General features: G+C 54.1%; 24 protein-coding genes. 18 read left to right on the top strand and 6 right to left on the bottom strand.

Annotated features, from left to right (window positions below; genetic code table 11):
- Positions 1-66: 66 nt before the first annotated feature.
- The 5 genes from JJQ72_RS04935 to JJQ72_RS20430 all read right to left on the bottom strand — a co-directional run bounded on the left by JJQ72_RS04935 (position 67) and on the right by JJQ72_RS20430 (position 7,061).
- Positions 67-1,359 (bottom strand): ABC transporter substrate-binding protein, encoded by a 1,293-nt coding sequence (locus JJQ72_RS04935; protein WP_138225185.1) that lies wholly within the window; start codon positions 1,357-1,359, stop codon positions 67-69.
- Between the two features lie 93 nt (positions 1,360-1,452).
- Positions 1,453-3,120 carry a response regulator gene (locus JJQ72_RS04930; RefSeq protein WP_208202948.1) on the bottom strand — a complete coding sequence of 556 codons (1,668 nt, stop codon included), beginning with the start codon at positions 3,118-3,120 and terminating at the stop codon, positions 1,453-1,455.
- Entirely contained in the window at positions 3,086-4,936 is a 1,851-nt protein-coding gene (locus tag JJQ72_RS04925) for a cache domain-containing sensor histidine kinase (RefSeq protein WP_208202947.1), read from the bottom strand. Before JJQ72_RS04925 ends, JJQ72_RS04930 begins: the two co-directional genes overlap by 35 nt.
- Before the next feature lie 166 nt (positions 4,937-5,102).
- Positions 5,103-6,107 carry a LacI family DNA-binding transcriptional regulator gene (locus JJQ72_RS04920; RefSeq protein ID WP_138225188.1) on the bottom strand — a complete coding sequence of 335 codons (1,005 nt, stop codon included), beginning with the start codon at positions 6,105-6,107 and terminating at the stop codon, positions 5,103-5,105.
- A gap of 60 nt (positions 6,108-6,167) precedes the next feature.
- Positions 6,168-7,061: an AraC family transcriptional regulator gene (locus JJQ72_RS20430; protein ID WP_279591687.1), complete on the bottom strand. Its 894-nt coding sequence runs from the start codon at positions 7,059-7,061 to the stop codon at positions 6,168-6,170.
- Between the two features lie 134 nt (positions 7,062-7,195).
- On the opposite strand from JJQ72_RS20430, the gene JJQ72_RS04910 reads away from it, so the two are divergent.
- The gene (locus JJQ72_RS04910; protein ID WP_138225190.1) at positions 7,196-8,050 is read left to right on the top strand and encodes a phytanoyl-CoA dioxygenase family protein; all 855 of its coding nucleotides are present in this window, start codon (positions 7,196-7,198) and stop codon (positions 8,048-8,050) included.
- A 477-nt stretch (positions 8,051-8,527) separates the two neighbouring features.
- Here JJQ72_RS04910 and JJQ72_RS04905 read toward each other — a convergent pair whose 3' ends face one another.
- Complete coding sequence (locus JJQ72_RS04905; protein WP_138225191.1) at positions 8,528-9,601, bottom strand: M42 family metallopeptidase; 1,074 nt, start codon at positions 9,599-9,601, stop codon at positions 8,528-8,530.
- A gap of 478 nt (positions 9,602-10,079) precedes the next feature.
- Here JJQ72_RS04905 and spoVAC point away from each other — a divergent pair, with 478 nt between their 5' ends.
- The 17 genes from spoVAC to JJQ72_RS04820 all read left to right on the top strand — a co-directional run bounded on the left by spoVAC (position 10,080) and on the right by JJQ72_RS04820 (position 25,184).
- Positions 10,080-10,529, top strand: a complete 450-nt coding sequence (gene spoVAC, locus JJQ72_RS04900; RefSeq protein ID WP_138227673.1) for a stage V sporulation protein AC — start codon at positions 10,080-10,082, stop codon at positions 10,527-10,529.
- 3 nt (positions 10,530-10,532) lie between these two features.
- A complete protein-coding gene (gene spoVAD, locus JJQ72_RS04895) occupies positions 10,533-11,546 on the top strand; it encodes a stage V sporulation protein AD (protein ID WP_138225192.1) in 1,014 nt (337 codons plus the stop codon).
- Between the two features lie 5 nt (positions 11,547-11,551).
- Positions 11,552-11,902 carry a stage V sporulation protein AE gene (gene spoVAE, locus JJQ72_RS04890; protein ID WP_138225193.1) on the top strand — a complete coding sequence of 117 codons (351 nt, stop codon included), beginning with the start codon at positions 11,552-11,554 and terminating at the stop codon, positions 11,900-11,902.
- 195 nt (positions 11,903-12,097) lie between these two features.
- Complete coding sequence (locus JJQ72_RS04885) at positions 12,098-13,054, top strand: AAA family ATPase (protein ID WP_138225194.1); 957 nt, start codon at positions 12,098-12,100, stop codon at positions 13,052-13,054.
- A 3-nt stretch (positions 13,055-13,057) separates the two neighbouring features.
- Entirely contained in the window at positions 13,058-14,305 is a 1,248-nt protein-coding gene (locus tag JJQ72_RS04880) for a DUF58 domain-containing protein (RefSeq protein ID WP_138225195.1), read from the top strand.
- A complete protein-coding gene (locus JJQ72_RS04875; RefSeq protein ID WP_208202946.1) occupies positions 14,302-16,536 on the top strand; it encodes a transglutaminase TgpA family protein in 2,235 nt (744 codons plus the stop codon). Before JJQ72_RS04880 ends, JJQ72_RS04875 begins: the two co-directional genes overlap by 4 nt.
- A gap of 182 nt (positions 16,537-16,718) precedes the next feature.
- Positions 16,719-17,246 carry a YqeG family HAD IIIA-type phosphatase gene (locus tag JJQ72_RS04870; protein WP_208202945.1) on the top strand — a complete coding sequence of 176 codons (528 nt, stop codon included), beginning with the start codon at positions 16,719-16,721 and terminating at the stop codon, positions 17,244-17,246.
- Positions 17,243-18,370, top strand: coding sequence for a ribosome biogenesis GTPase YqeH (gene yqeH, locus JJQ72_RS04865; protein ID WP_138225198.1), 1,128 nt, complete (start codon positions 17,243-17,245; stop codon positions 18,368-18,370). The genes JJQ72_RS04870 and yqeH overlap by 4 nt, the downstream gene beginning before the upstream one ends.
- Positions 18,371-18,418: 48 nt before the next feature.
- On the top strand, positions 18,419-19,279 hold the full coding sequence (aroE, locus tag JJQ72_RS04860; RefSeq protein WP_208202944.1) for a shikimate dehydrogenase: 861 nt from the start codon (positions 18,419-18,421) through the stop codon (positions 19,277-19,279).
- Between the two features lie 61 nt (positions 19,280-19,340).
- Entirely contained in the window at positions 19,341-19,631 is a 291-nt protein-coding gene (gene yhbY / locus JJQ72_RS04855) for a ribosome assembly RNA-binding protein YhbY (RefSeq protein ID WP_138225200.1), read from the top strand.
- 26 nt (positions 19,632-19,657) lie between these two features.
- Positions 19,658-20,242, top strand: a complete 585-nt coding sequence (nadD, locus tag JJQ72_RS04850) for a nicotinate-nucleotide adenylyltransferase (RefSeq protein ID WP_138225201.1) — start codon at positions 19,658-19,660, stop codon at positions 20,240-20,242.
- Positions 20,232-20,819 carry a bis(5'-nucleosyl)-tetraphosphatase (symmetrical) YqeK gene (gene yqeK, locus JJQ72_RS04845; protein ID WP_138227674.1) on the top strand — a complete coding sequence of 196 codons (588 nt, stop codon included), beginning with the start codon at positions 20,232-20,234 and terminating at the stop codon, positions 20,817-20,819. The genes nadD and yqeK overlap by 11 nt, the downstream gene beginning before the upstream one ends.
- The gene (rsfS, locus tag JJQ72_RS04840; protein WP_208202943.1) at positions 20,816-21,160 is read left to right on the top strand and encodes a ribosome silencing factor; all 345 of its coding nucleotides are present in this window, start codon (positions 20,816-20,818) and stop codon (positions 21,158-21,160) included. The genes yqeK and rsfS overlap by 4 nt, the downstream gene beginning before the upstream one ends.
- Positions 21,157-22,077: a CvfB family protein gene (locus JJQ72_RS04835; protein WP_208202942.1), complete on the top strand. Its 921-nt coding sequence runs from the start codon at positions 21,157-21,159 to the stop codon at positions 22,075-22,077. The genes rsfS and JJQ72_RS04835 overlap by 4 nt, the downstream gene beginning before the upstream one ends.
- 15 nt (positions 22,078-22,092) lie before the next feature.
- A complete protein-coding gene (locus tag JJQ72_RS04830) occupies positions 22,093-22,863 on the top strand; it encodes a class I SAM-dependent DNA methyltransferase (protein WP_208202941.1) in 771 nt (256 codons plus the stop codon).
- Between the two features lie 282 nt (positions 22,864-23,145).
- Positions 23,146-23,994, top strand: coding sequence for a sugar phosphate isomerase/epimerase family protein (locus tag JJQ72_RS04825; RefSeq protein ID WP_138225205.1), 849 nt, complete (start codon positions 23,146-23,148; stop codon positions 23,992-23,994).
- 23 nt (positions 23,995-24,017) lie between these two features.
- A complete protein-coding gene (locus JJQ72_RS04820) occupies positions 24,018-25,184 on the top strand; it encodes a Gfo/Idh/MocA family protein (protein ID WP_138225206.1) in 1,167 nt (388 codons plus the stop codon).
- The last annotated feature ends 25 nt before the right edge of the window (positions 25,185-25,209 follow it).

Below are 25,209 nucleotides of genomic sequence, written 5' to 3'. Positions count from 1 at the left end.
TGGCGAAAAAAATACACACCGGCCTTCTCACCTGACCGGTGTGTACATGCTTCAGGTCGACTGTAATTATTTCAGAGCGCTTTCGAGGTCAGACACAAATTGCTGTGCCGAATAACCATCCATCAGCAGGCTCTGGCTGGCATCCTCAATCGCTGCCTTGAACTTGGCATTGGAGAGGCCCCAGGCAAACGCGGTTGTGCTTGTAATGTTGGGAATGTCCTCGGATAGCGTAACCATCATCGGGTCAAACGCCTTGGCCGGCTCCATGTCAACCTTGGTGGCTACAATCGGGCTGCCCTTCTGGGTGTACTTGAACTCCGCATATTTCAGTGCCATAAAGCTCGCAACCTCGGCGGCAAGATCCTTATGCTTCGTGTTGGCCGAGACAGCGAAGCCGCCCGGGCTTCCGCCGCCGCTGAAGGCCAGCTTGTTCTGCTCATACATGGCCTGATCCGGCGCCGGGTAGTACAGGTAGCCGGCCTTGTCGCCAAGAGCCTTGGTGGAAGCCTCAATCTCCCATTGTCCGTTAACGAACATGGCTGCCTTACCCTCATGAAACAGTGCTGCGGCCTGATCATAATTCAGGTTCGTTGCGCCCTTCGGCAGCAGTCCTGCAGCGACGAGGTCGATCACATCCTGGGCTGCCTTTCCATAGGCTTCGTCGCTTGGCTTCGTCTCCCCGCTGTCAAGACCTTTAATCCCTCTTGGATCATAGCGAGTTGCAAAAATATCATACAGTGCCGTAGTGATCCACTTCTCCTTGGCAAAAATCGACATCGGCGTAATGCCTTTAGCCTGGAAGGCCTCGATGGCTGTCAGCAGCTCCGCTTTTGTAGTCGGGATCGCCACGCCGTTTTGCTCAAACAGCTCCTTGTTGTAATAAATGAGCACGAACTCGTTGCCCGCATAAGGGAAGGCATAAATATGCTCGTCATCCGCGTACAGCGTGTTCATGGCGCTCGGCTGCATGTTGTCCTTAAATTTCATTTTCTCCGCATAGTCATCAAGCTGAAGGATATTGTTGGATTTGCGGAACAGATTGATCTGATCCTGACCGGCATTGAAAATGTCCGGAAGATTGCCTGTGGCTGCATAGGACTTCAGCTTCTGTCCATCGTCCTGGGCCTGAACCTCCAGCTCCAGCTTGACGTTAGGCATCTCCTTGGCCAGCTCGGCAGCAGCATAATCGTAATATCCCTTGGTGTCTTCATCCGAGTATTGGGCGTAGATGCGAAGTGTGGTTGTCTGCTCCTGTCCGCCCGCCTCCGGCGTACCGGCGCTTTCCTTGGAGTCACTGCCGCAGGCAGTTAATCCGAATACGAGAACGGAGCTTAAAAGTACGGCCAAGCTTTTTTTCATGACCAAGACCTCCCATAGACTGTGATCTGTTTATGCCTTTAGTATACCGGGCCCCGGCCGCTGAATTAATGCACTAAACGCTTGCAATTTGGATTATTCGCGCATGTAGGAGGATTTCGAATGCGGCAGATTTTCATATTCGCTCGGTGAATAGCCGAAGTATTTCTTAAAGGTTCTGCTGAAATAAGCGGGATCATGGTATCCGATTTCCTCTGCAATGTCAGACAGCCGGAGTGCCCGGTCGCTTGTCAGGAGAGAGGCGGCATGCTGCATTCGTTTTTGCAAAATATAATCCGTCACCGTCATGCCATGCGTTTTCTTAAACAGTGCCCGCAGATAGCTGGAGTTAATGTACACACTGGCTGCAATATGCTCTACCTTCAGGTCCGGGTCGGTGTAATGCTGATCAATAAAAAGCTTGGCGGCTTCGGCAATTTTGCCCGATTTGGTCTTGCGGTGCAGCTGCATATACTGGTTCGCCTTGTGAAACAGGCCGATGATCCATAGCTTGGCTTCTTCCATATTGGGCTTCGTTACAATGTCGCTGTATGGGTAAAAATCTTCACCGAAGCAGTCCTCAATGGGATGTCCATTCTCGGAGACGCAGGACAGGCACAAGGAGACCAGGCTCATGCAAATGACAAACACGTAATCGATCGTCATCTGCGCCGACTCCAGCTTCTCAAAAATCCCCTCCAGCTGATCCTGAACCTCCTCCCAGTTTCCCGCACGCATACTGACCAGCAGCGCCTCGTGCATGCTCGGCGTCAGCAAGCCGACCGGGGACTTGCCGGCGACCGCGGCATGGGTGCTGTAATTGATAACCTGGTCATACCCCAGCACAAATTTATGCTGCAGCGCGAGCAGCGCCTCTTTGTAGGAAAGGGAAATCTCGGCAGGTCCTTGGTGCAGCCTGCCCACGCCGATCGTAACTGTAAATTTCAAATACTTGCGGATGAGAAACTTCAGCTTCTCACAGCCCTCGACATAGTCTGCCGGCGGCGGGGCAGGGAAGGAGAGACCAAGAGAGCCTGGTCCTCCGTCACCGCTGCCGACTTCAAAGATACATACGATTCGCCCTTCCGGTCCGTTAAAGACGATATGATTGCCGGAGAACGCCATCGTCTCGCTCAAAATATTCATCACCGCGAACTTCCACAGCTCCCGGTCACTGATCTGGCGCCATCGGGCGTTCATATTGTCAATCTCGATGCAGGCCGTCAGGAAGCGGCCGCTCTCAGGGACGGCACCCTGCTCCCGCAGGATCTCACTCAGCCGGGCCTCAGGGTCTGCGAGCTCACCGCTAACGAGCCGGTTCAGATCCACCTCGCGCCGCATGCGCCGGCTGGACTGATGCGTCTCTTTATCCTCCTGGACCTTGAGAATATCCTCTTGAATGTGCAGGAGTGTCAGCAGCAGTTCTTCTTTGGAAAAGGGCTTCAGGATATAATCCTGCACGCCCAGCTTCAGTGCTCTTCTCGCATATTCGAATTCATTATGCCCTGTTACGAGGACAATAGCGACGTGGGGACTGCGCTGCTTCAGTGCCTCGCTGAGCTGCAGGCCATCCATAAACGGCATGCTGATATCGATCAGAGCAATGTCCGGCATGGAGGACTCCGCCTGGGTCAAGGCGTCCTGGCCGTTCTTGGCAACCGCGGCAATCGTCATCCCATATTCCTCCCAGGGCAGCAAGGTGCACAAATAATCTCGAAAAATCTGTTCATCATCCACGACCATCAGCTTGATCAAACGGTTCATTCCCTTCTGTGACAGGATTCCATGCTTGGGGCAGTGAGATGCGGACCGTGGTTCCCGAGTCTGGCTGGCTTTGAATTTGCAGGCCGTACGCCGGTCCGAAGAACAGCCGAATGCGATCATTGACATTTCTCAGTCCGTAGGAGGACCCCTTGCCTGCAGCGGGAGGAGAAGGGGCGGCGGCAGGATACAGAAGCCGCTCTGCTTGGTCTGCCGGCATGCCTTTGCCATTATCCTCTACGTCGATCTGGATGACGTCTCCATTCAGATCACACCGGATATGAAGGTGTCCGCCGCCTTCCTTTTCTTTAAGTCCATGATATATGGCATTCTCAACCAGCGGCTGGATGGTCAGCTTCAGAATCGGAACCTGATAGCATTCCGGACTGATCTCGATCTCATAAGTGAATACGTCCCGGTAGCGCACATGCTGAATAGCCAGGTAATCCCGAACAATGCGGATTTCCTCCTCCAGCGTAATGACCTCCCGGCCCTGACTCAGCGCAGCACGGTAGAAGTCCGCCAGCGCCTTGGTTGTATACTGCACCTCTCTCGTCCGGTTCATCTGGGAAAGGGCATAAATCACATCCAGAGTATTGTACAAAAAATGCGGCTTGATCTGGGCCTGAATCAGTGCCAGCTCCACTTCACGCTTTTTCTTCTGCTCCTGCATCACATTGCGCAGAAGCTCCTTGATCCGGCGCCGCATTTGATTAAAGCCGAGGACAAAGTAGCCAAGCTCATCGCGTGACTTGACCTCCAGCTGGACATCCAGATGCCCCTCCTGAAATCCTTTCATGCTGCGGGCCAGCTCCACGATCGGCCTGGCAATGATTTTGGACAGGAAGCCAGCTCCGAGGAGGGCGAAGAGGCTGCAGAGTGCCGCGACCGCCAGCAGTGTCCATTGCAGCTGCTCCAGTCCATTGGTCAGAGCTTGCAGGGGCGTGATGCTGACCAGCTTCCATCCCAGCTCCGGAAAGCTGCTGGCGGCGAGCAGAGAGCGCTCACCCTCTATCATTCGTGTGCTGGCCCCCTGGGGAGTTGAGCTTACCCAGGAGCGGATTTCGTCCTCCGGGATTACGGTGAGCAGAAGCTGCGGATCTGAAGCAGAAATTACCTTGCCCTGTCCATCCGAGATGAAATAGCGTCCAGACGGCTCGGCGTTCAGCTTCTGCAGCACCTCGGACAGCTGCTCCTCGCGAATGAGAAGAAAGAGCAGACCGAGAGAATCGCCGGTCTGAATGTTAATAATTTTCTTGCCCAGGGTAAGCAGGGCGGCATCCGGATCGGTCGTCAAATATTCCCGGCGCTGCATGGGCAGCCAGAAGTTAACGCCGTTCGTCTTCATGACGCTGCGGTATGCATCCTGGCTCTGGATGCTGAGGCTGCGATGCTCCAGCTCCGGATGGGTCCCATACACCTTGCCTCCGGCATCAATAAATACGATGGAGTCTACATCTGGAAATACGAGCAGCGCGAGGCTTAGCTGCGTGTTAATCGCGTTGTAACGTCCCAGCTCATTCTGGCCCGATTTCCGCCCCTCCTCCAGCACCCGGTTCAGGTTTAAGGCCAGCATGTTGGCGGCGCTGGCGGTATTGCGAAGCATGCCGTCAATTCGACTGATCGTCAATGCTGAATTTTGCGTAAAGCTCTGGGTTGACTTGCTGATGATGGCACTGGAGTAGATCGTATTGGCAGTATAACCGACGATCAGGAGCGGGAGCAGCAGCAGGGGAAGATAGACCAGCATAATTTTGGTCCGTATTTTCCGATTGCTAAACCATTGCCGGAGCTGCAGGGCTTTTTTATATAATCTCATTAGGGAGAGCCTCACTTTCTTCAAGCAGCCTGATGAAGACAGCATCCACTTAATTGTAAGCGTAATCAAGGGTAAGTGGAATAACAGGCCAAAGTCATTCGCAGCCGCTCTATACCAGCAGGCAGCTGCGTCATCATGAGGTCTGTGCTCCCTTTCTGCCAGCGGATCAGGATCTGAAGATGACCTGTCCTTGAATCAGGCGCTTCTCCGGCTGTGCCGCCGGATGCTGGATACGCCATAGCAGCTGGTCAACGGCTCTCTGGCCGAGGGTTTCCTGATCCACCCGGACGGTTGCCTTCAAAGCCGGAAAAGCGTGAGTTTGATCAAAGCCGGTAAAGACGCATTCCTCCAGTCCCTCCATGGAGAGGCTGCGCAGTGCATCCAGGGTATAAGCAGCGTAGAAATCATTCACGCATACGAGCACCTCGGGCAGTTCGTGCTGACGGAATACCTCCTCCAGCAGCTGAGGGAATGATGACAAATCTGCGGAGAGCAGCTCCGGGATCTGTTCCTGCTTCAGCCCCAGCTCCTCCACTGTCGTGCGAAAGCTTAGCCAGCGTTCCCGGTAGCTCTGCGCTTCAGAGGAGAAGCCGATGAATTGAAATGAGGTGTAGCCTCTTTCTGTCATGCCTCTCACGAGGGTCTCCATCGCGGACCAATTGTCTGTAAAGATATGATCACACGAAATGTGCGGATCCACATGATCTACCATAACCAGAGGAAGGTGAAAGCGCTGAACCTCCCGCAGCGCGGAGGTGGAGATATTGCCAATCGTGATGACTCCCGTGATCGCTTTCGGGTGGAGCAGGGAGTCCAGAGAATCACCGCTTACATCGGTCAAGGTCAACACCCGGATTGATTTCGCCTGCAGAGCTGCAGACAGCCCTTCAAACAGCGGACCCCAGTACGGTGATTCATCGTTCTGGTGCCTCAGGTTCGGAAACAGCACCAGTACGGTTCCGCCAGCAGGCAGAGCCTGATCTGTGGCAGGCCTGGCGGGAACCGGCGTCCGCATCGAAGCCGTCCGGTAGCCCATGTGCTCTGCGGTCTGAATAATAAGATCCCGAGTCTGGGGGCTGACCCCCGATTTGCCGGAAAGCGCCCGGGACACTGCATATTTGGACAGGCCTAAATGGTCTGCAATGTTTTGAATTGTGATTTTGCTGCGCATAACAACCTCCGTCAAGCTTTAATGATGATGCTTTCATGTCATGGCGATATAGCAGCGGCATTACGGAGACCCCTGTTTTCTTCGAAACTCTGAAGGGGACAAACCGGTAAACCGCTTGAAAAAAATACTGAACGTATGAATGGACGAAAAACACAGCTCCTCCGCAATTTCCGTCACCGGCTTGGTAGAGTGCAGCAGCTCATGCCTTGCTTTGTCCAGGCAGAGCAGCCGGATATAAGAGGCCAGCGGCATACCGGCTGCCTGCCGGAACTCCCGGGATAAGTGGGAGCGGCTAATATTAAACTGTGTAGCAAGCTCCTCAGGGGAGTGGTCATAGCGTATTTCCGCATGCAGGTAGTCAAGCGTTTGAATGACTGCAGGGTGCAGGGGACCCGGTTGAGAAATGCCGGTCGCCGGGTCCGGATTCCGGCATAAACGCAGCAGGATAATTAGCAGCTGCTGCAGCAGGGCGCCGGTCATTTCTCGATCGAGCAGCTGCGGCTCTTTCATTTCCGTAAACAATTGCTCAAAGAGAGCTCTCATGCTGCCGGTGGCATCCTTTGCGACCCGGCCAGGCCCAAGATGAATCAGCTCACGCTGGAGCGCGGGGAGCAGGGACGGCTTAAATCCTAAATAATAAAGAGTAAAGGGCGACTGCTCTTCGGCAAGACCATAGTGTGCTTCTCCCGGCTTGGTGATCAAAAACTCACCGTGGTCCATCCGATACAGCGTGTTGTCGATAATGTAAGAGCTGCTTCCACGGACTACATAGCACAGCTCGTAATGATCATGAGAATGCACAGCCGTATGCCAGTTCTGCTTGTGATTGATGCCAATATAGTAAATGAGGCTTTCAGTGCCGTACGGCAGCTCCAGACGGTATTCTGTATCACTCTGCAGCATCTGGCGGACCGCCGGCTTGGGATGCTGTAAGGTAGGCCCCTTCACATTCATTCCCCCTTCTCCTTCATCACATGATCAGCAAGTTTAAATTTACACGTCTCTATTCTAAATACAAGTCGGTCATTGTTCAATATGATAGACCTAGATTTAAAAAACAAACCAAGTAACGACAGGAGCGTGATCTTATGAACACACGTAACGTGCTGGAGGATGTACTGCCAAAGGAACAGGATATTTCTTTCTTTGAAGAGAACGGGTACTGGCTGTCACCGGTTATTTTCTCGGATGAGGAATTAAAAGAAATGATGGAGCACCAGGACCGTTTGTATCGTGGGGAATATGAAACCGGAAGGGAGCCGGCGTCGAATTGGATTGAGGGGCGTGACCGTCCCGGGGCACTGCGCAAGACAGACAACAGCCATTGGGCTGACCTGACGCTGCGCAAGCTCGCTACCGATCCTGTCATCGGGTCCATCGCCGGTCGGTTGATGAAGGCGGATCAGATCCGGCTGTTCCATGATCAGCTGCTGTACAAGCCGGGCCGGGGAACGGGAAAAGAGTCCGTGAATGTAGGCTGGCATCAGGATTATGTATACTGGCAGTGCTGCAGTGAGCCGACGCTTATCACGGCCTGGGTTGCGTTTCAAGATACAGACTTATCGAATGGAAGCCTGCAGATGGTTCCTCGCAGCCACAAGTGGGGCATGCTGAACATTAATGATTTTTTTGAGCAGAATATGGAGAAGCAGGAAGAGGAGATGGAGATTCCGGAGAACGAGAGGTTTGCTCCGGTGCCGATGATCATGAAAGCGGGTCAGGTCAGCTTCCATCACGCGCTCACGATTCACGGGAGCGGAGCCAATAATTCCTCCTCGCCGCGTAAATCCATGGCGGTGCATATGATGACCGGAGACACCACCTACCGTTACAGCCCGAAAGGGGATCACCATTTTAACGCCCAGATGATGCAGGGCCGAGAAGGCGAGCGGTTTGAGGGTGACGCATGGCCGGTCATGTTCGATGCTTCAAAGGGAAATTGATGATCCAATCCTTCAGCTGCGGTCTTCTTTCGCTAGGTTTGTGTTATGTATGTGTCAAATAATCTGACTTTTAAAAGTATTATGTTAAATTAAATAACATAAATGCGTTGATATTTGCTGGATCTCTGCATATAATGATCATCAAGGACGAAAGATAAGTGAAGGCCACTCCCATCTACCCGAATCTGTGTTAATGATACTAACACAGAAGATGCTGGAGCAGGCTGCCGACAGTCAATGGTGAATTGCTGGTTTATTCAGCGGTTAAATGGTGGGACTCATTTGTTGCAGGGCTAAACCCGCAATTCCCCAGTCTCAGGCGTGTCTGCTCTGCAGCTTTCTATTGTTGATTTTCGTCCTGGCCTGCCTGTCGGTGAGAAACACCCCCTCTCAGACCGTCAGGAGGCTCTTTTTTTATGCAAATTATAAATCAAAAGGCTGGGCGCCGATGAATCAGGTGCCCAGCCTTTTATATGGTCAGGAGCGTTCGAGAATGGTGTTCAGCGTCGTCTCGTCTAATCCTTTAACGAGCTTGATCAGCAGTTCCTTGGCCGCCTCGTAGTCATCGGTATGGATGATGGAGGAGGAGGTGTGAATGTAGCGGGAGCAGATGCCAATAATGGTAGAAGGAACACCGATGCCGCTGAGATGGACCTGGCCCGCATCCGTTCCGCCGGGAGATACGAAGTACTGGTACTTGATCCGGTGAGTGTCTGCTGTGTCCTGTACATACTCTACCATCCCGCGATGTGTCAGCATGGTAGGATCAAAAATACGCAGCAGGGCACCCTGGCCCAGTTGACCAAACTGGCTCTTGTCACCGGTCATATCATTGGCCGCGCTGGCATCCAGCCCAAAGAAGACGTCAGGCTGAATCAGGTTCGCTGAGGTCCGTGCACCCCGCAGGCCCAGCTCTTCCTGAACAGTGGCTCCGGCATACAGTGTATTTGGAAGCTCTTCGCCATGAAGAGCCTCAACCAGCTCAATGGCAAGCCCAACGCCGTACCGGTTGTCCCAGGCCTTGGCCATGATTTTTTTAGGGTTGGCCAGTGGTGTGAAATCACAGATCGGAAGAATCTGCTGTCCCGGTGTAATTCCGAAGGCTTCCGCCTCACTCTTGTTATCAGCGCCAATATCAATATACATACTCTTCATGTCCACAGGCTTGCTGCGCTGGGCATCATCCAGCAGATGAGTCGGTACAGAGCCGACAACCCCGACGACCGGCCCCTGCTTGGTTATAATCTGCAGGCGCTGGGCCAGTACAGTCTGGCTCCACCAGCCGCCCAGCGGCTGGAATTTCACCATACCCGCTTCTGTAATGCCAGTAACCATAAACCCGACCTCATCCATATGTCCGGCAACCATGACCTTTGGACCCTTCTTCTTGCCGCGCAGCACGCCAAAGATGCTGCCAAGCCGGTCCTGGACAAATTCGTCAGTGTACGGGGACAGCTTCTCCTTGACCAAGGCACGGAGGTCACGCTCAAAGCCGGGAGCAGCCGGAAATTCTGTTAAGGTGCGGAGCAGATCCAGGGTTGATTGTTTCATGCTATAAACTCCTTTGTTCGCTGTAAATTTTAATATTGCACTCTTTAGTATGCGCTGTTCCGACACAAAAGTCCACGCACATAGCTCTCCTTGCAGTCAGGTACATATCCATGCAGCACTGAATACCATATCTTAATTTCATATCCTCTAGGGCACAGGGAGGGAGAGCAATGAGATGCCGGCCTTGGGAGCGTGATCCATGCCGGCGGCTTTGGCAGAGCAGGCTTATGATCCTGCTGCTGTTTGTGCTGCTGGTCATCGTGCTTCTCTTATAATGTCCTTGTCCGCGGCGGCTGCAGCGATGCCGCCGCGGGCATGGATGATTTACCCAAACATAAAGCAAGTCTTTACAATCCATAATGTTATTAACAGCGCCGGGATATAACCGGCACAGATTTAGGTTTGAATTTACAGCGGAGGTGCTTTTACATTGCCAGACTCCAAGTCCAGCTCTAATACCGGCTCCAAGGTCAGCTCCATGAGTGCAGAGGAATACAAAGCGGTCGCTCAGAAGCATCAGCCGCCGGGTCAGATTATGAAAAACTGCCTAAAGGCCTTTGTTGTCGGCGGCTTCATCTGCATTATCGGACAAGCCATTCAGCAGTTTTTTATGACGTTTTTTGATATGAGCACGAAAGAAGCCTCTAACCCGACCGTAGCGGTCATGATCCTGATCTCTGTCATTTTGACCTCCTTCGGGGTGTACGACAAGATTGCTCAATGGGCAGGGGCGGGGACGGCTGTCCCGGTCACCGGCTTTGCCAACTCCATGTGCTCTGCCGCGCTTGAGCATCGAGCAGAGGGGCTGGTGCTGGGGGTAGGAGCCAGCATGTTCAAGCTCGCGGGCTCGGTCATTGTGTTCGGTACGGTGGCTGCTTTTGTGATCGGAATTATATATGCCCTGCTGGGTGCCGGAGGAGGCCAGTGACGTATGAAGGTTAACGGACAAACCTGGGAGTATGAGCATCGGCCTGTCATTATTGGGTCCTCCTCCATTGTCGGCCCGGAAGAGGGCGAGGGACCGCTTGCCGAGGATTTTGACTTCATCTACGACAACCTTGAAATTAATGAAAAAACCTGGGAGAAGGGCGAACGCCGCCTTCTGGAGGATGCGGCCCGAAAAGCACTGGAGCTTGCGGGGATTCAGGAGGAGCAGCTGCAGTTCTATGTCGGGGGAGATCTGATGAATCAGATTATTAGCAGCTCCTTTGCTGCCCGCCAGATGGGCGTTCCTTATCTCGGCGTGTTCGGGGCCTGCTCAACCTCCATGGAGAGTCTGGCGGTGGCCTCGCTTCTGGTGGATTCCGGCGCAGCCCGGTATGCGATGGCAGGGACCGCCAGCCATAACTGCACCGTAGAGAAGCAGTTCCGGTATCCGACGGAATACGGCTCGCAGAAGCCGCCGTACGCCCAGTACACCGTAACAGGTGCAGGGTGCTCTGTCGTCACGAACCAAGGGAAGGGACCGCGCGTTACACATGCCACCATTGGCAAGGTCATGGACCTGGGTGTCAAGGACCCTTTTAACATGGGCACGGCCATGGCCCCGGCAGCGGCCGACACGATCTCGGCGCACCTGAAGGACACCGGGCGCACCCCGGATTATTACGATTTGATCGTCACAGGAGACCTGGCTTCTGTCGGGCATCCTATTACCCGGGAGCTGCTGCTGCAGGAGGGCATCGCCATGGATCAAACGAACTTCATGGACTGCGGCCTCATGATTTACGACCGCGACAAGCAGAAATACGCCCTGGCGGGCGGAAGTGGCTGCGGCTGCTCTGCTGTCGTGACCTACGGTCATATTTTGAAGCAAATGAACAGCGGGAAGCTGCAGAAGGTGCTGGTTGTCGCCACGGGAGCACTGCTGTCGCCGATTTCATATCAGCAGGGAGAAAGCATCCCCTGCATTGCACATGCCGTATCACTGGAGATGGGAGGTTAAAGACCATGCAGTTTCTCTGGGCATTTCTGATCGGGGGCCTGATTTGTGTCATTGGACAGCTGCTCATGGACGGAGCCAAGCTGACCCCCGCCCATACGATGAGTACCCTGGTGGTGTCGGGTGCGGTTGTTGAAGCCTTTGGACTGTACGATCCTTTGGTTAAATTCGCGGGGGCGGGAGCCTCAGTTCCTATTACAAGCTTCGGAAACGCTCTGGTTCATGGGGCGCTCACCGAGCTGGAGCGGGATGGCTGGATTGGTGTTGTCACGGGTATTTTCGAGGTGACGAGTGCCGGTATTTCGTCAGCCATTATATTCTCGTTTCTGGCGGCGCTGTTTGTCCGGCCAAAGGGCTAAGTCCATAACTATTCCAATAGAAGCATGGCGGGATCGGAGGCATTCTCCGGTCACTGCCGTGCTTCTTGTTGTTTATAAGGGGGGCTACGGCAGAAAAAAAGGGCGGGTTCAAGGGGGCGAATGTACTCTGCGCCCGGGATCATGTACAATAGTTGTAAATCAACTATTTATTCCCTAACAGGAGGTTTATCATACATGCCCGTAAGCCAAGAATCGATCCGCATCATCTCATCCGTGCGATCCAACCTGGAATCGTGCCTGCTCGGTAAGGAGTTTGAAATTCAGCTGCTGCTTACCGCCATGCTTGCCGGCGGACACGTATTGATAGAGGATGTACCGGGAACCGGGAAAACCCAGCTGATCAAGGCTCTTGCCCGAACGATGCAGGGGGATTACCGCCGGATTCAATGTAACCCCGACATTTTGCCGAGTGATATTACCGGAGTTTCTGTGTTTCATCCCCGGGACGAGCAGTTTTACTTCCGTCCGGGTCCTGTCATGACTCATATTTTGCTGGCTGACGAAATCAACCGGGCGACCACGAAGACGCAGTCTGCGCTGCTGGAGGTCATGGAGGAGCGAAGTGTAACGGTGGATGGCGAGACGCATGAGCTGCCGCATCCCTTTATGCTTTGTGCGACACAGAATCCGATTGACTTCGAAGGCACCTACATGCTGCCGGAGGCCCAGCTGGACCGCTTCATGCTGAAGCTTAGCCTGGGGTATCCCGATGCCAATACCGAGAAGGAGCTGCTCTTCCGCTCCCGTCACGGCCAGATGACGGACAAGCTGCAGCCGGTCACCTCCATGGAGACCATCGCTTCCATACAGCGCGAAATCCAGGATGTGTTTCTTGGAGAGCCGGTTGCGGACTACCTGCTCGGCATTACCAGATCGACGCGGGAGCATCCGGCAGTTCTGCTGGGGGCGAGCCCTCGGGCGACGATCTCCTTCATGAATGCCGTGAAGGCCTACGCTTTTTTGCAGGAGAGAGATTATGTGCTGCCCGATGATGTGAAAATTCTTGCGCCATATGTGCTGTCCCACCGGATCATGCTGCGTCCGGAAGCCCGGCTGGATAAGACGACGACGCTGTCCGTACTGGAATTTATTCTGCGGCAGGTCAAAGTGCCGGTTCAGATGGGGAGATAGGCCATGCGCCATCAACGATCCATGTCCATGAAAGGCATCAAGCCGGGAAATCTCGCAGCGATCCTTACTGTTTGGTGCATGGTGCTGCTATATGTTCTTTTTCAAGGCGGCAAAACCTCGCTTATGCTCTTCTCCATGGTCAGCCTGCTGGCCATCTATCTGATCGGCTTTGGCATGGGGGGAGTCAACCGGGTCAAAGCGGCTCGAACGGTAACGGCGTCAGACCAGCAGGAGGGTGTGCTTCATGCCGGGGAGCAGGTTCAGGTCAGCATTCAGGTTACCGTTCCGGGCCTGCTGCCCATGCCGTATTTGATTGTGCGGGAGGTACTAAAGCGGCATAACGGGGATTCCTGGTCCTTTGAGGAAAGTGTAATCCCGAACCTGCGCGGCACGGGAGAACTGCTGTTCCAGACACCTGCTCTGGAGCGTGGCCACTATACCTTTCAGCGTACAGAGTGCGTTAGTGAGGATATCTTCGGACTGATGGAGCATCGCGGAGGCTTCGAGCTGAACACCTCCTTCCGCGTACTCCCGAGAACGATTCCGCTATTGGGATGGCAGCGTCAGCTTCGCAATGTTCGCGGCGGCGGGGCTCAGACAACCACCGCAGCCTCCCGGCGGGAAACAACACAAATTAATGGAGTTCGTGATTATGTGTACGGTGACCGGATTTCCCGGATTCATTGGAACGCTACAGCGAAGACCGGCTCCTGGAAATCGAAGGAGTTTGAGCATGAATCTTTTCCGCAGACCCTGATCCTCCTGGACTGCAAAGCCCAGGGGTACCGCAGCACCGCACAGTTTGAAACGGCGGTGTCTGCGGCAGCATCTTTGCTGGAATCCGGCGCTCGGGAGCAGGCCGGCATCGGATTGTTTACCGCAGGCAAGGAGAACAAGCTGTTTATGCCCAGCACGTCCCAAGGGGAGCGGATGTCCATGCTGCAGCATCTGGTCGATGTAGATGCTGACCGGAAGGAGAGCCTGCTGTCCTCGCTGGAAAGGTCAGGGCGTGAGCTTCCCAAAGGCTGCCTGCTGCTGATCATTACTCCGGAAGTAGGAGAAGAAGCGGTGTCATGTATCCGATGGGCGGAGAACCGTGGCATGAATCCGTGTTTGTTGAAGATTGCAGCTGCAGAGAAGTCTGCAGAGCCCGGAGATTACACTTCTTATCTGCAATCCCGAGGACTGCTGCTATACACAGTCTCTTCTCTGGAAGAGCTGCCGCTTGCGTTAGGAGGGAGGGCATCATGACACATAAGCATCATTCCTCCTGGCTGCTCCATATCCTCAAGCTCTTATGGATTTGGCTGCTGCTGCAGCAATGGGTGTCTTTCACGGAGCCGCTGCTGTTTGAAGAGACTACCGCTGGCATCATGACAGCGTTAGCTATTACAGCCGTCATTGAGGCGATGGTATTCCTCAAGCGAATCATTCGGGTACCGCTGCAGCTGGCACTTATTGTGTATGCCGTCTTCCAGACGCTGTCCAGCTACAGTATTCCGGTCCCTGACCGACTGGGTGAGATCTTCCGAGATGATCAGTACCAGCATGTGCTTCCTTATATATGGTTTGCGCTTGCGGCCTGGGCGATCTTTAACTTTATAGCGGTATGGGTGAACAGCAAGCGCAAGGTTTTACTGGTCGTCGGCCTGAATATTGTGGCCTTTGGTATTCTGGATTCCTTCACCGCCACGGAGCTGTGGAAGGAAACGGCTTGGGTTGCCGGTATCGGGATGGCTTGGCTGGTGACCGAGCATTTCAACCGGTTTCGCCGCCGTTTTCCGCAGGGCTGGGCACTTCTGCGAAGAAATCCGCTGAAAATATTGGGTAACATTCTGGTCATCTTCTCGCTGATTATATTTGCCGGCGTTAATATGCCGACGGTTCAGCCCTCGTTAACAGACCCTTATACGGCCTGGAGAGAATGGAGAGGTATGCCTCTTTCCAGCGGTTCTGGCGGCCTCGGGGGCCTTGGAACCCTGCTGAATCCGGGGGGAGAGAGCACCTCCGGCTATGGGCGGGAGGATAACAACCTGGGAGGCGGCTTTAACTTCGACTATTCTCCGGTTATGTCGATTGCCTCGGAGGAGCGAAGCTATTGGCGCGGCGAGACCCGCTCTACCTACTCCGGTACAGGCTGGACTAACAGACAGAGAACTCGCGGGAGCCAGTCGATTGATCCCGGTCAGCAGCTTCCATCAGAAGGACAGGGCAGCGTGCCGTCCACAACGGTGGAGCAGAGCGTAACGATGCTGAATGATGAGGTTTATCCGGTTCTGTTCGGAGCGTACTCCATGTCCCGCGTCGATGAGGTGGAGCTGCCACAAGACAGTGAGCTCCGCTGGAAGAGGGAGGGCGCTGAGCTTCATTTCACATCCGAGTCCAGACAGCCCGCCTATCCGAAGCAGTATACCGTTACCTCGGAGATTCCGATGATTTCGTGGGAGGAGCTGAAGGAGAAATCCGCAGATGAGCTGTATGCTAATGCTCCGATGGATGTGAGCTATTACCAGATCCCTTCCGATTTCCCGGACCGGGTCCGCGGGCTGGCCGAGGAAGTGACACAGAACGGAGACACCCCGTATGAGAAGGTATTGCTGCTGCAGCAATATTTGCAAAGCAGTGAATTCTCCTATACGAATGCTCCGGATCTGTCTAACAAACGCAGCGATGATTTTGTAGACAGCTTCTTGTTTGAGATCCAGGAAGGCTATTGTGATTATTTCTCCACCTCGATGGTCATGATGGCCCGTTCTCTGGATATTCCCGCCCGATGGGTGAAGGGCTACGCTCCCGGCAACGTCCCGAATGAGCAGTATATGTCGCCGGATGGCACCAGAACAGCCTCGGGCAGCTATACGGTAACCAATGCCGATGCCCACTCCTGGGCGGAGATTTATTTCGGGGAATACGGCTGGATTCCGGTCGAAGCGACGCCAGGCTTCACGATGCCGATTCTGGCAGGGGCAGAGCCCCAGGAGCCTGTTGCTGAAGAGGAGCCGGAAGAGGAGACGCCTGCAGAAGAAGAGGAGGAAGAGGAGCAGGCTGCTGCTCCTGCAGCCTCGGCTTCAGAGGACTCTGGCAGCTTGACTGCGCTGCTTGGAACTGCCGCTGGCATCGTTCTGCTGCTGTGGCTCGGTTATGTTATTTGGAGAAGACGCTGGAGCTTCCGTTTCCTGAGAGCCCGGCTGTCGACTGGCAAGCCGCTCACTCCAGCGGATAAGGTAGTGGCAGAGACGGAGCGCTGGCTCCGGTCTGTCCGCAGGAAGGGCCTGCAGCAGGGACATAATGAAACGCTCCGGGAATCCGTGCTCCGGTGGAGGGAGCAGCAGCCGGCGCTGACGCCGCTGCTTGAGCCGCTGCTTCGCCGCTTTGAGCATGCGAGGTACAGCCCGGTTCAGGTGGAGCCGGAGGCGTGGCGGGCTGTTCATGAAGATGCAGTTCGGCTGAAAAAGGGTATAAAAAAGGCAAAGACCGTATGATTGCTGCCGTTCGCCTTCCTTTTACGGAACGGCGGGCGGCTTTTTCATGAAGGACGGGGCCTTTAACCCAAAAAAACTGATGCAAATTCATGAATGGGGCTATCCTAAATCCAGGAGCTGTTTATTTAGACTAAGCTTCTGGAATATGGTATAGTTTTTCCTATGAAATTGAGGTGAATCCATTGTTTAAGATGCTTATTCCCAAGGAAAGAGTCAGTACCGTATTCGATATTGATCTGGAGGGGCTATACGAGCAGGGCTACCGAGGAATTATTACGGATTTGGATAATACCCTGGTGGGAGCCAAGGCGCCTCTCGCGACACCGGAGCTGCTGGAATGGTTCAAAAAGGTGAAGGAAATCGGATTTCAATTAATTATCGTATCCAATAACCAGCTGGAGCGCGTATCGAAATTTGCCACTCCGCTGGATATTCAATATGTGCATGAAGCCCGCAAGCCGAGTAATCTGCCCTTCCGTAAAGCGATGAAGATGATGAATCTGACAGCGGATCAAACGATCGTGGTCGGAGATCAGATGCTTACAGACGTGTACGGCGGAAACCGGCTGGGCTTATTCACCATTTTGGTGCTGCCGATTGCGCTGCATGATGAGGGATGGGTTACGCGTTTTTTCAATCGCCGTGTAGAGCGCATTGCGCTAACCCGTTTGCGCAGACTGGGATTATGGAAAGAGGAGGACAAGGAATGATTGAGCCGGCAGGCGGACAAGACATCAAGAAATGCAGGGGGTGCGGTGCTGCACTTCAGCATGAATCACAGGACAAGCCGGGGTATTTGCCAGAGAAGGCAGCCGGCCGGGAGCCGGTCATTTGCCAGCGCTGCTTCCGAATTAAGAACTACAACGAAGCGGCCGCGGTCGCTGTGGACCAGGATGAATTTCTGCGGCTTCTGGGACAAATCGGTAATCAAGAGGCGCTTGTCATTCATATCGTGGATATTTTTGATTTTGAAGGCAGCCTGATATCGGGCTTGCAGCGCTTTGTAGGCAACAACCCTGTTATTCTGGCTGTGAACAAGATTGACCTGCTCCCCAAAGTGACGAATTGGAACAAGCTGCGCAACTGGGTGCAAAGACAGTGCAAGGAGCATGGGCTGCGGACGAGCGAGATTGTTCTCTGCAGTGCCAAGAAGAACCAGGGCTTTGACCGGCTTCTGGAAACGATCGCTGAAACGCGGGGAGACCGGGACGTATATGTAGTTGGCGCGACCAATGTCGGCAAATCGACCCTGATCAATCGTTTGATCCGCGATTACAGTGATCTCGATGAAGAGCTCACCACCTCCCGTTATCCCGGTACGACCCTGGATATGGTTCATATTCCGCTGGATGACGGACGTGCGATTATTGATACTCCGGGAATCGTTTACCCATGGAGATTCAGTGAGTTGGTGGTTCGGGAGGACTTGGGCGTGGTGATGCCAGAGAATCCGCTCAAGCCGCTGGTCTATCAGCTGGATGAAGGACAGACCTTGTTCTTCGGCGGAATGTGCCGGTTTGATTTCATTCAGGGAGCACACCAGTCGTTTACTGCCTTTATCAGCGGAAGCTTGAAGATTCACCGTACGAAGCTGGAGCGGGCAGATGCACTTTACGCAGATCATGCGGGCGAGCTGCTCTCACCACCCTCCAAGAAATCTCTGGAGCACATGCCAGACTGGACGCGTCATGAGCTGAGAATACCGAAGGGCTCCAATTGGGATATCTTTATCTCGGGCCTGGGCTGGATCAAAGTGAATGGGGATCAAGGCGCTTTAACCGCTGTGCATGCGCCGAAAGGCGTGAGGGTACTGACACGCCCGTCTATGATTTAAGCAGGGCTTTACGGACAAGCTCAAGCTAACGAAATGGGGAGAAGGGAAATGACGGGGAGCGAACAGCTGGAACAATACAGCGGGGCTTTACTGCTGGGGGTATTGGGGGACCCGATCGCCCATTCCAAATCGCCGGCGATGCATAATGCGGCATTAGCGGCATTGGGGGCAGCGGGTCACTATGTGCCGCTTCATGTGAAGCCGGAGCAGCTGCAGCAGACTATGGAGGCGATCCGGACGCTCGGCTTTCGCGGAGTGAATGTGACGATTCCGCACAAGGTTGAGGTCATGAAGTACTTGGATGAGATTGATGAGAGCGCAAGAATGATCGGGGCGGTCAACACCATCGTGAATGATCAGGGCCGCCTGAAGGGCTACAATACCGATGGTATCGGGTATGTGAGATCTCTGAAGGAAGAGGCTGTTCCACACCTCAGCGGCAAGCATGTCGTCGTATTGGGGGCGGGCGGAGCTGCGCGGGGTATCGTCCATGCGCTCTCTCTGGAATCACCGGCCCGGATATCTATCATCAACCGTACGGCTTCAAGAGCGGTGCAGCTGGCTGAGGATGCCGGGCTTGGCAGCGCGGCCCAAGGGTACGGAGAGGCAGAGTCGGAGACAGTGATGGCTTCTGCAGAAGTCATCATCAACACGACCTCTGTCGGAATGCATCCGCATGTAGATGAGCTGCCGATTCGTGCCGACTGGATTCCAGAAGGAATCGTGGTCAGCGACCTCATCTACAATCCGCTGAAGACGAAGCTGCTGGAAGTCAGTGAAGCTAAGGGCTGTAAGGTCCACAGCGGGCTCGGGATGTTTGTTTATCAGGGGGCGTATGCTCTGGAGTACTGGACGGGGTTGCCCGCACCGGTAGAAGTTATGAGGCAGGCTGTACTGGGCAGCTTCTGAGAGCTGGCAGCAGCCAAGAATAGCATCACATTTGAAATGGATAAGGGAGTAATGAGATAGCATGTTGACTGGAAAGCAAAAAAGACATTTACGGGCACTCGCCCACCATTTGGATCCGGTATTTCAGGTAGGCAAGGGAGGCAGCAATGAGCACTTGATCCGTCACATCAACGAAGCGATCGAGAAGAGAGAGCTGCTCAAGGTGTCGGTGCTGAATAACTGCATGGAGGAGCCGCGTGATATCGCAGCGGAGCTTGCCGAAGGAACCGATGCAGACATCGTACAGGTTATCGGCAAAACGATTGTGCTGTACAAGGAATCCAAGGACCATAAGACCATCGAGCTTCCTTGACCCTACAATAAGAGGAGGCGAAGCCGATGAAGGCAGGGATCATGGGAGGGACATTTGATCCCATTCACATGGGTCATCTGATGGCGGCAGAGTCCGCCAGAGAGGCCTATGGACTGGACGAGGTGTGGTTTATGCCGAGCCATACGCCGCCGCATAAGGTGCTGGCCGGAGTGACGGCAGAGATGAGATATGAAATGACCTGTCTGGCCATTTCCTCTCATCCGGATTTCAAGGCCCTGGATCTTGAAATCCGGCGTGAAGGAGTGTCCTACACCATCGATACGATCTCCGCGCTCAAGCAGCAGCAGCCGAACAGTGAGCTGTATTTCATTATCGGAGCCGATATGGTTAACTATCTCCCGAAATGGCATCGTATTGAAGAGCTGTCCGGCCTGCTGAGCTTTATTGGTGTCAACCGTCCCGGATCCAGGCTGGAGCTGGAGCTGCTTCCTGAATTCCTTAGCCAGCGTGTCCATCTTTGCGACATGCCCATGATGGACATATCGTCCACGGTCATTCGTGAAAGAATGGCGGCCGGGAAATCCATACGTTATATGGTGCCTGAACCGGTCTATGATTATATTACAAGGAGCGGGATCTATCGTGTATAACCGGGAGCAGCTAATGGAAGCGGTGTCGTCTCAAATGCCTGCAAAGCGCTGGCAGCACACCCTCGGCGTCATGGAAACAGCGGTGAAGCTGGCAGAGCAGTACGGCGCAGACCCGGTGAAAGCCGAGCTCGCCTCCATTTTGCATGATGTTGCCAAATATTGGCCCACAGATCGGCTGGAGCAGGTGCTGAGAGAGAATCATCTGAATCCCGGCCTGCTGCAGGAGGACAAGCAGCTATGGCACGCCGAGGTCGGTGCGTTTGTAGCGCAGCAGGAATATGGAATTGAGGATCTGGACATTCTGGATGCGATCCGCTATCACACCTCCGGGCGTGAGGGCATGAGCCTGCTGGAGAAAGTGGTTTGTCTGGCTGACTATATTGAGCCCGGAAGGGATTTTCCGGGAGTGAATAAATTACGCAAACTGGCCAACCATAGCCTGGAAGAGGCGCTTGCCGCCGGGCTGGGAACGACGATCAGCCACTTGGTAGAGAAGAATAAAGCCATTTACGTGCTGACCGTACAGGCCCGAAATGATTTAATGAAGCAAATGCCAATAATGGAGGGGAATTCATGACCATAACACCGAATGAATTGTTAAATATGGCCGTTGCGGCCGCAGAGGATAAAAAAGCGATGAATCTTGTCGCGCTGGATCTGAAGGGCATCTCGCTGGTTGCTGATTATTTTGTGATCTGCCACGGGAACTCGGACACCCAGGTGCAGGCCATTGCGACCGAAATCCGCAAAAGAGTCCATGATGCAGGCGTTCCTGTCAAGCTGGAGGGCATGGATGCAGCACGCTGGGTCCTGATGGACCTGGGGGATGTTGTGGTTCACATCTTCCACCGGGACGAGCGCGAATATTACAACATCGAGCGCCTTTGGTCGGACGCTAAAGTGGTGGAGAACGTATGAGTCTGATTGCCGGAACAATGACGAAGCTCGAAGTATCCCGGGAGGTGTCACCGTACGGATTTTTTCTGGATGGCGGCGACCGGGATGTGCTGCTTCATTATTCGGAGCTGACGTCTGAAATCAAGCCGGGCGACACGGTGGAAGTGTTTATTTTCTTCGATACCGAGGACCGGATTGCAGCTACGATGAAAAAGCCTTATCTGACGCTCGGTGAAACCGCGCTGCTGATGGTGGCAGACGTGCATCCACGTCTGGGCTGCTTCCTCGAAATGGGGCTCGGAAGACAGCTGCTGCTGCCCATCCGTGAGCTGCCGGAGCTGAAGGAGCTGCATCCGCAGATCGGGGACTATGTGTATGTCATGATGGAGCACGACAAGCAGGGGCGTCTCAGAGCAAGGCTTGCCGGAGAACAGGAGCTGGCCCCGCTGGCGTTCCATGCGCCTGACTCCTGGCTGAACGAGTGGTTCAATGCCCGTGTGTACAAGCCGCTGCAAATGGGCACCTTCGTTATCATCGACGGAGGCGTGCTTGGCTTCGGGGCGATTGGCATGGTTCATTCCTCGGAGCGTACGCGATTGCTGCGTCTTGGAGAAGAGGTCAAGGTTCGTGTCAGCCATATCCGCGAGGACGGACGGGTCAACCTGTCGATGGTGCCGCGTAAGGAAGTGGGACGAACCGATGATGCGGATCGCCTTCTTGCTTTCCTGAAGGAGCGCCCGGGCGGCGCAATGCCTTACTCGGATGCTACTCCGCCGGACATTATCAAGCAGCGCTTCGGCATCAGTAAATCCGCCTTCAAGCGTGCCCTGGGCAAGCTGATGAAGGACGGCCTGATTACGCAGAAGGAAAGCTGGACCTATCTTGCAACGCGGGAAGACGCCCCGGCCGGAGATGACCATAATCACGATAAGCGTTAGGAAAGTGGTGTCAGCATGTTGTCATACCGCAAGTTTGCCTATGTCTATGATCAATTGATGGAGGATATGCCCTATCCGCAGTGGCTGCGATTCGCCCGGACAGCCTGGGAGAAGCATGGCATGCCGAAGAGCGTGGCAGAGCTGGGCTGCGGAACGGGCACCATTACGATCCCGCTTGTGAAATCCGGCTTTGAGGTGACCGGGATTGATCTGTCAGCAGACATGCTCTCGATCGCCCGGCGGAAGCTGGAGGAAACACCGAACGGAAGCCGGCTATACCGGGATGGCAGTGTCCGCTGGGTTCAGCAGGATATGCGGGAGTGGGAGCTGCCGGAGCCGGTGGATTCCGTCATCTCCTTTTGCGATTGCTTGAACTACCTGCTGGAGGAAGAGGATATTCAGGCTGCGTTTGCCCGTACATACAGCGGATTAAAGGAGGGCGGAACATTTCTATTTGATGTTCACCACCCGCTGACCTTGATCCGGTACGATGAAGAGCAGCCCTTTGTGCTGGATGAGCCGGACGTATCCTACATCTGGACCTGTGAGCTCGACGCACCCCGGTGTGAGATTGAGCATCATCTATCGATTTTTGCAAGAGATGAGAATGACGTCACCATATACCGGCGCTTTGAAGAAACCCACATTCAGCGGGGGTACGACCCCGAATGGATGAAGGTGGAGCTGACGAAGGCCGGCTTCCGCGACGTGAAATGCTACGCGGATTTTGAATGGGTGGAAGCGACAGAAGACGCCCGAAGATTATTTTATGTCGCTGTAAAATAAAGGAGCTGTTTCCTGCGGATTGTGAAATCCTGAGGGGAACAGCTTTTTTTTGCATTCTCTCATCTTGTCAGACCACGGCGGCTTTCCGGACAAAGAGACCCTTCCCGTTTGCCTGTAAATCCCGAATTGCCTGCTCTGTTTGACTGAGATTAAGGTACTCTCTGTAATCCGTAGGAAGCATCTCAGGTGCTGTGGTAGACTGTAGCCGTAAGGTATCGTAAGCGATTACAGTCCAGGACACAAACACAACCTAAGAATTTATTCCCGGGAGGAGTTATCAATATGAAGTTTTCAGTATTTACAGTATCCGTTCCAGATCTGACGCCGGAGGAGCTGGCCGCTGCGGCGAAGGAAGCTGGAATCCACGGTATAGAATGGAGATTCAAGGGCATTCCACCAGAGGCGAAGCATGAGCAGCCCTCTTTCTGGAAGCATAACCGGTGCTCCATGGACCCGGAGGGGGGGCAGGAGGACTGGCTCAGATTCAAGCGGGCCGCCGAGGAACAGCAGATCCAATCCCTTGCCGTCGTTCCCTATTTAAAATGTGGTGACATAGAAAGCACACGAAAGGTCATGCAGGCAGCAAAGCTGCTTGGCGCTTCCTTCATCCGCGCCGGGGTGCCGGGATATGACCGAAGCACCAATTACAACACACTTTTTGAACAAGGCGTAGCGTATTTGGCTCAGGTCGAGGAGCTGGCTGCAGAATACGGGGTGAAGGCCCTCGTAGAGACGCACCAGAAGACGATTGCTCCGAGCGCATCGCTGGCACATCGTCTGGTTTCCCGGTTTGACTCCAAGCATATCGGCGTGCTGTACGATCCTGGCAACATGGTGCACGAGGGATATGAGAACTACCGAATGGGCCTGGAGCTGCTCGGCCCTTATCTTGCACATGTCCATGTCAAGAATGCATGGCTTGTGAGTGAGCAAGCAGCGGATGGCCGTACAGAATGGAGACCGGAATGGGCGCCGCTGGCGGAGGGCGTTGCGTCCTGGCCGCAGGTGCTTGCAGATCTGAAGGCGGTCGGCTATGAGGGATATTTTGGCGTAGAAGACTTTAGCGGTGTGCTCGGCTCAAAGGATATGCTGCAATCATTTGTTAGACTCATGAAAGAATGGGCGCGCTAAAATTAAATATGGAGGGGAAGCATATGGAAAAGGTAAGAGTAGGCGTAATTGGACTGGGTATGGGATACAGCCATGCCCAGTCCCTGGCACAAGGAAAGATCAAAGGAGCTTGCCTGGCAGCGATCTGTGATCTTCAGCCGGCTAAGCAAGAGATGGCGCGGGCAGAGCTGCCGCCAGAGGTTACGATCTGGAGTGATGCCGAGGCTATGATGTCCTCCGGCGAAGTGGATGCCGTGGTCATTGCGACCCCGCATTACGGTCATCCGCAGGAAGCGATGACAGCGTTCAAGCATGGCCTGCATGTGCTGATTGAAAAGCCGGCCGGTGTGTATACGAAGCAGGTGCGGGAAATGAATGAAGCGGCGGCCAAGAGCGGGAAAGTATTCTCCATTATGTACAATCAGCGCTGTAATCCACTGTATCAAAAGCTGCGGGAGATGATTCAATCCGGCGAGCTTGGAGAGGTTCGGCGCATCAATTATATTGTTACCTCATGGTATCGCTCTCAAAGCTATTATGATTCCGGAGGCTGGCGCGCAACCTGGGCAGGGGAAGGCGGCGGTGTGCTGGTGAACCAGTCTCCGCATCAGCTGGACCTGTGGCAATGGGTTACGGGGATGATGCCTGTACGAGTCCGGGCTTTTTGCTCATTCGGTAAATACCGCAACATCGAGGTGGAGGATGATGTGACGGCATACGCTGAATATGAGAATGGTGCCACAGCGGTGTTCATCACAACGACGGGGGAAGCGCCGGGAACGAACCGGCTGGAGGTGACCGGAACGCGCGGCAAAATCGTCATTGAGGATGAGAAGCTGAGTTTCTGGAGGCTGCGGGTTAGTGAGCCGGAGTTTAACCGGGATTTTAAAGGCAAATTCGGTCAGCCGGAAAGCTGGAAGTGTGAGGTGCCGATTACGGGCAGCAACGCTCAGCATGAAGGGATTTTGCAAAATTTCAGCGACGCTATTAACAGCAATGCACCATTAATTGCACCGGGAGAAGAAGGAATTAAGGGCTTGACGCTCTCGAATGCGATGCATTTGTCTACCTGGCTGGATGATTGGGTGGAGCTGCCGCTGGACGAGGAGCTTTATTTAGAGAAGCTGCAGGAGCGTATTCAGCACTCCACCTACGAGAAGACGGTGCGGGACACCGGACCAGAGGTAGATATGTCCAACTCTTTCATCTAGTTCAGAAGCTTTAGATCCTGATGAT

Origin of the sequence: Paenibacillus sp. F411, assembly GCF_017582705.1 — a bacterium.
Classification (GTDB): domain Bacteria; phylum Bacillota; class Bacilli; order Paenibacillales; family Paenibacillaceae; genus Paenibacillus_AQ; species Paenibacillus_AQ algicola.
Note: the sequence above shows the minus strand (reverse complement) of the source record. Positions and strands in the feature narration are given on the sequence as shown.

Bases quoted from the DNA above. Each gene is read 5' to 3' on its own strand.
- JJQ72_RS04880 (WP_138225195.1), top strand. From the start codon at position 13,058: ATGCGCCATCAACGATCCATGTCCATGAAAGGCATCAAGCCGGGAAAT.
- JJQ72_RS04930 (WP_208202948.1), bottom strand. From the start codon at position 3,120: ATGAACCGTTTGATCAAGCTGATGGTCGTGGATGATGAACAGATTTTT.
- JJQ72_RS04835 (WP_208202942.1), top strand. From the start codon at position 21,157: ATGAGTCTGATTGCCGGAACAATGACGAAGCTCGAAGTATCCCGGGAG.
- JJQ72_RS04825 (WP_138225205.1), top strand. From the start codon at position 23,146: ATGAAGTTTTCAGTATTTACAGTATCCGTTCCAGATCTGACGCCGGAG.
- JJQ72_RS04885 (WP_138225194.1), top strand. From the start codon at position 12,098: ATGCCCGTAAGCCAAGAATCGATCCGCATCATCTCATCCGTGCGATCC.
- JJQ72_RS04875 (WP_208202946.1), top strand. From the start codon at position 14,302: ATGACACATAAGCATCATTCCTCCTGGCTGCTCCATATCCTCAAGCTC.
- JJQ72_RS20430 (WP_279591687.1), bottom strand. From the start codon at position 7,061: ATGAATGTGAAGGGGCCTACCTTACAGCATCCCAAGCCGGCGGTCCGC.
- yqeH (WP_138225198.1), top strand. From the start codon at position 17,243: ATGATTGAGCCGGCAGGCGGACAAGACATCAAGAAATGCAGGGGGTGC.
- JJQ72_RS04830 (WP_208202941.1), top strand. From the start codon at position 22,093: ATGTTGTCATACCGCAAGTTTGCCTATGTCTATGATCAATTGATGGAG.
- aroE (WP_208202944.1), top strand. From the start codon at position 18,419: ATGACGGGGAGCGAACAGCTGGAACAATACAGCGGGGCTTTACTGCTG.
- JJQ72_RS04935 (WP_138225185.1), bottom strand. From the start codon at position 1,359: ATGAAAAAAAGCTTGGCCGTACTTTTAAGCTCCGTTCTCGTATTCGGA.
- JJQ72_RS04910 (WP_138225190.1), top strand. From the start codon at position 7,196: ATGAACACACGTAACGTGCTGGAGGATGTACTGCCAAAGGAACAGGAT.
- JJQ72_RS04905 (WP_138225191.1), bottom strand. From the start codon at position 9,601: ATGAAACAATCAACCCTGGATCTGCTCCGCACCTTAACAGAATTTCCG.
- JJQ72_RS04820 (WP_138225206.1), top strand. From the start codon at position 24,018: ATGGAAAAGGTAAGAGTAGGCGTAATTGGACTGGGTATGGGATACAGC.
- rsfS (WP_208202943.1), top strand. From the start codon at position 20,816: ATGACCATAACACCGAATGAATTGTTAAATATGGCCGTTGCGGCCGCA.
- spoVAD (WP_138225192.1), top strand. From the start codon at position 10,533: ATGAAGGTTAACGGACAAACCTGGGAGTATGAGCATCGGCCTGTCATT.
- spoVAC (WP_138227673.1), top strand. From the start codon at position 10,080: ATGAGTGCAGAGGAATACAAAGCGGTCGCTCAGAAGCATCAGCCGCCG.
- JJQ72_RS04925 (WP_208202947.1), bottom strand. From the start codon at position 4,936: ATGAGATTATATAAAAAAGCCCTGCAGCTCCGGCAATGGTTTAGCAAT.
- nadD (WP_138225201.1), top strand. From the start codon at position 19,658: ATGAAGGCAGGGATCATGGGAGGGACATTTGATCCCATTCACATGGGT.
- spoVAE (WP_138225193.1), top strand. From the start codon at position 11,552: ATGCAGTTTCTCTGGGCATTTCTGATCGGGGGCCTGATTTGTGTCATT.
- yhbY (WP_138225200.1), top strand. From the start codon at position 19,341: ATGTTGACTGGAAAGCAAAAAAGACATTTACGGGCACTCGCCCACCAT.
- JJQ72_RS04920 (WP_138225188.1), bottom strand. From the start codon at position 6,107: ATGCGCAGCAAAATCACAATTCAAAACATTGCAGACCATTTAGGCCTG.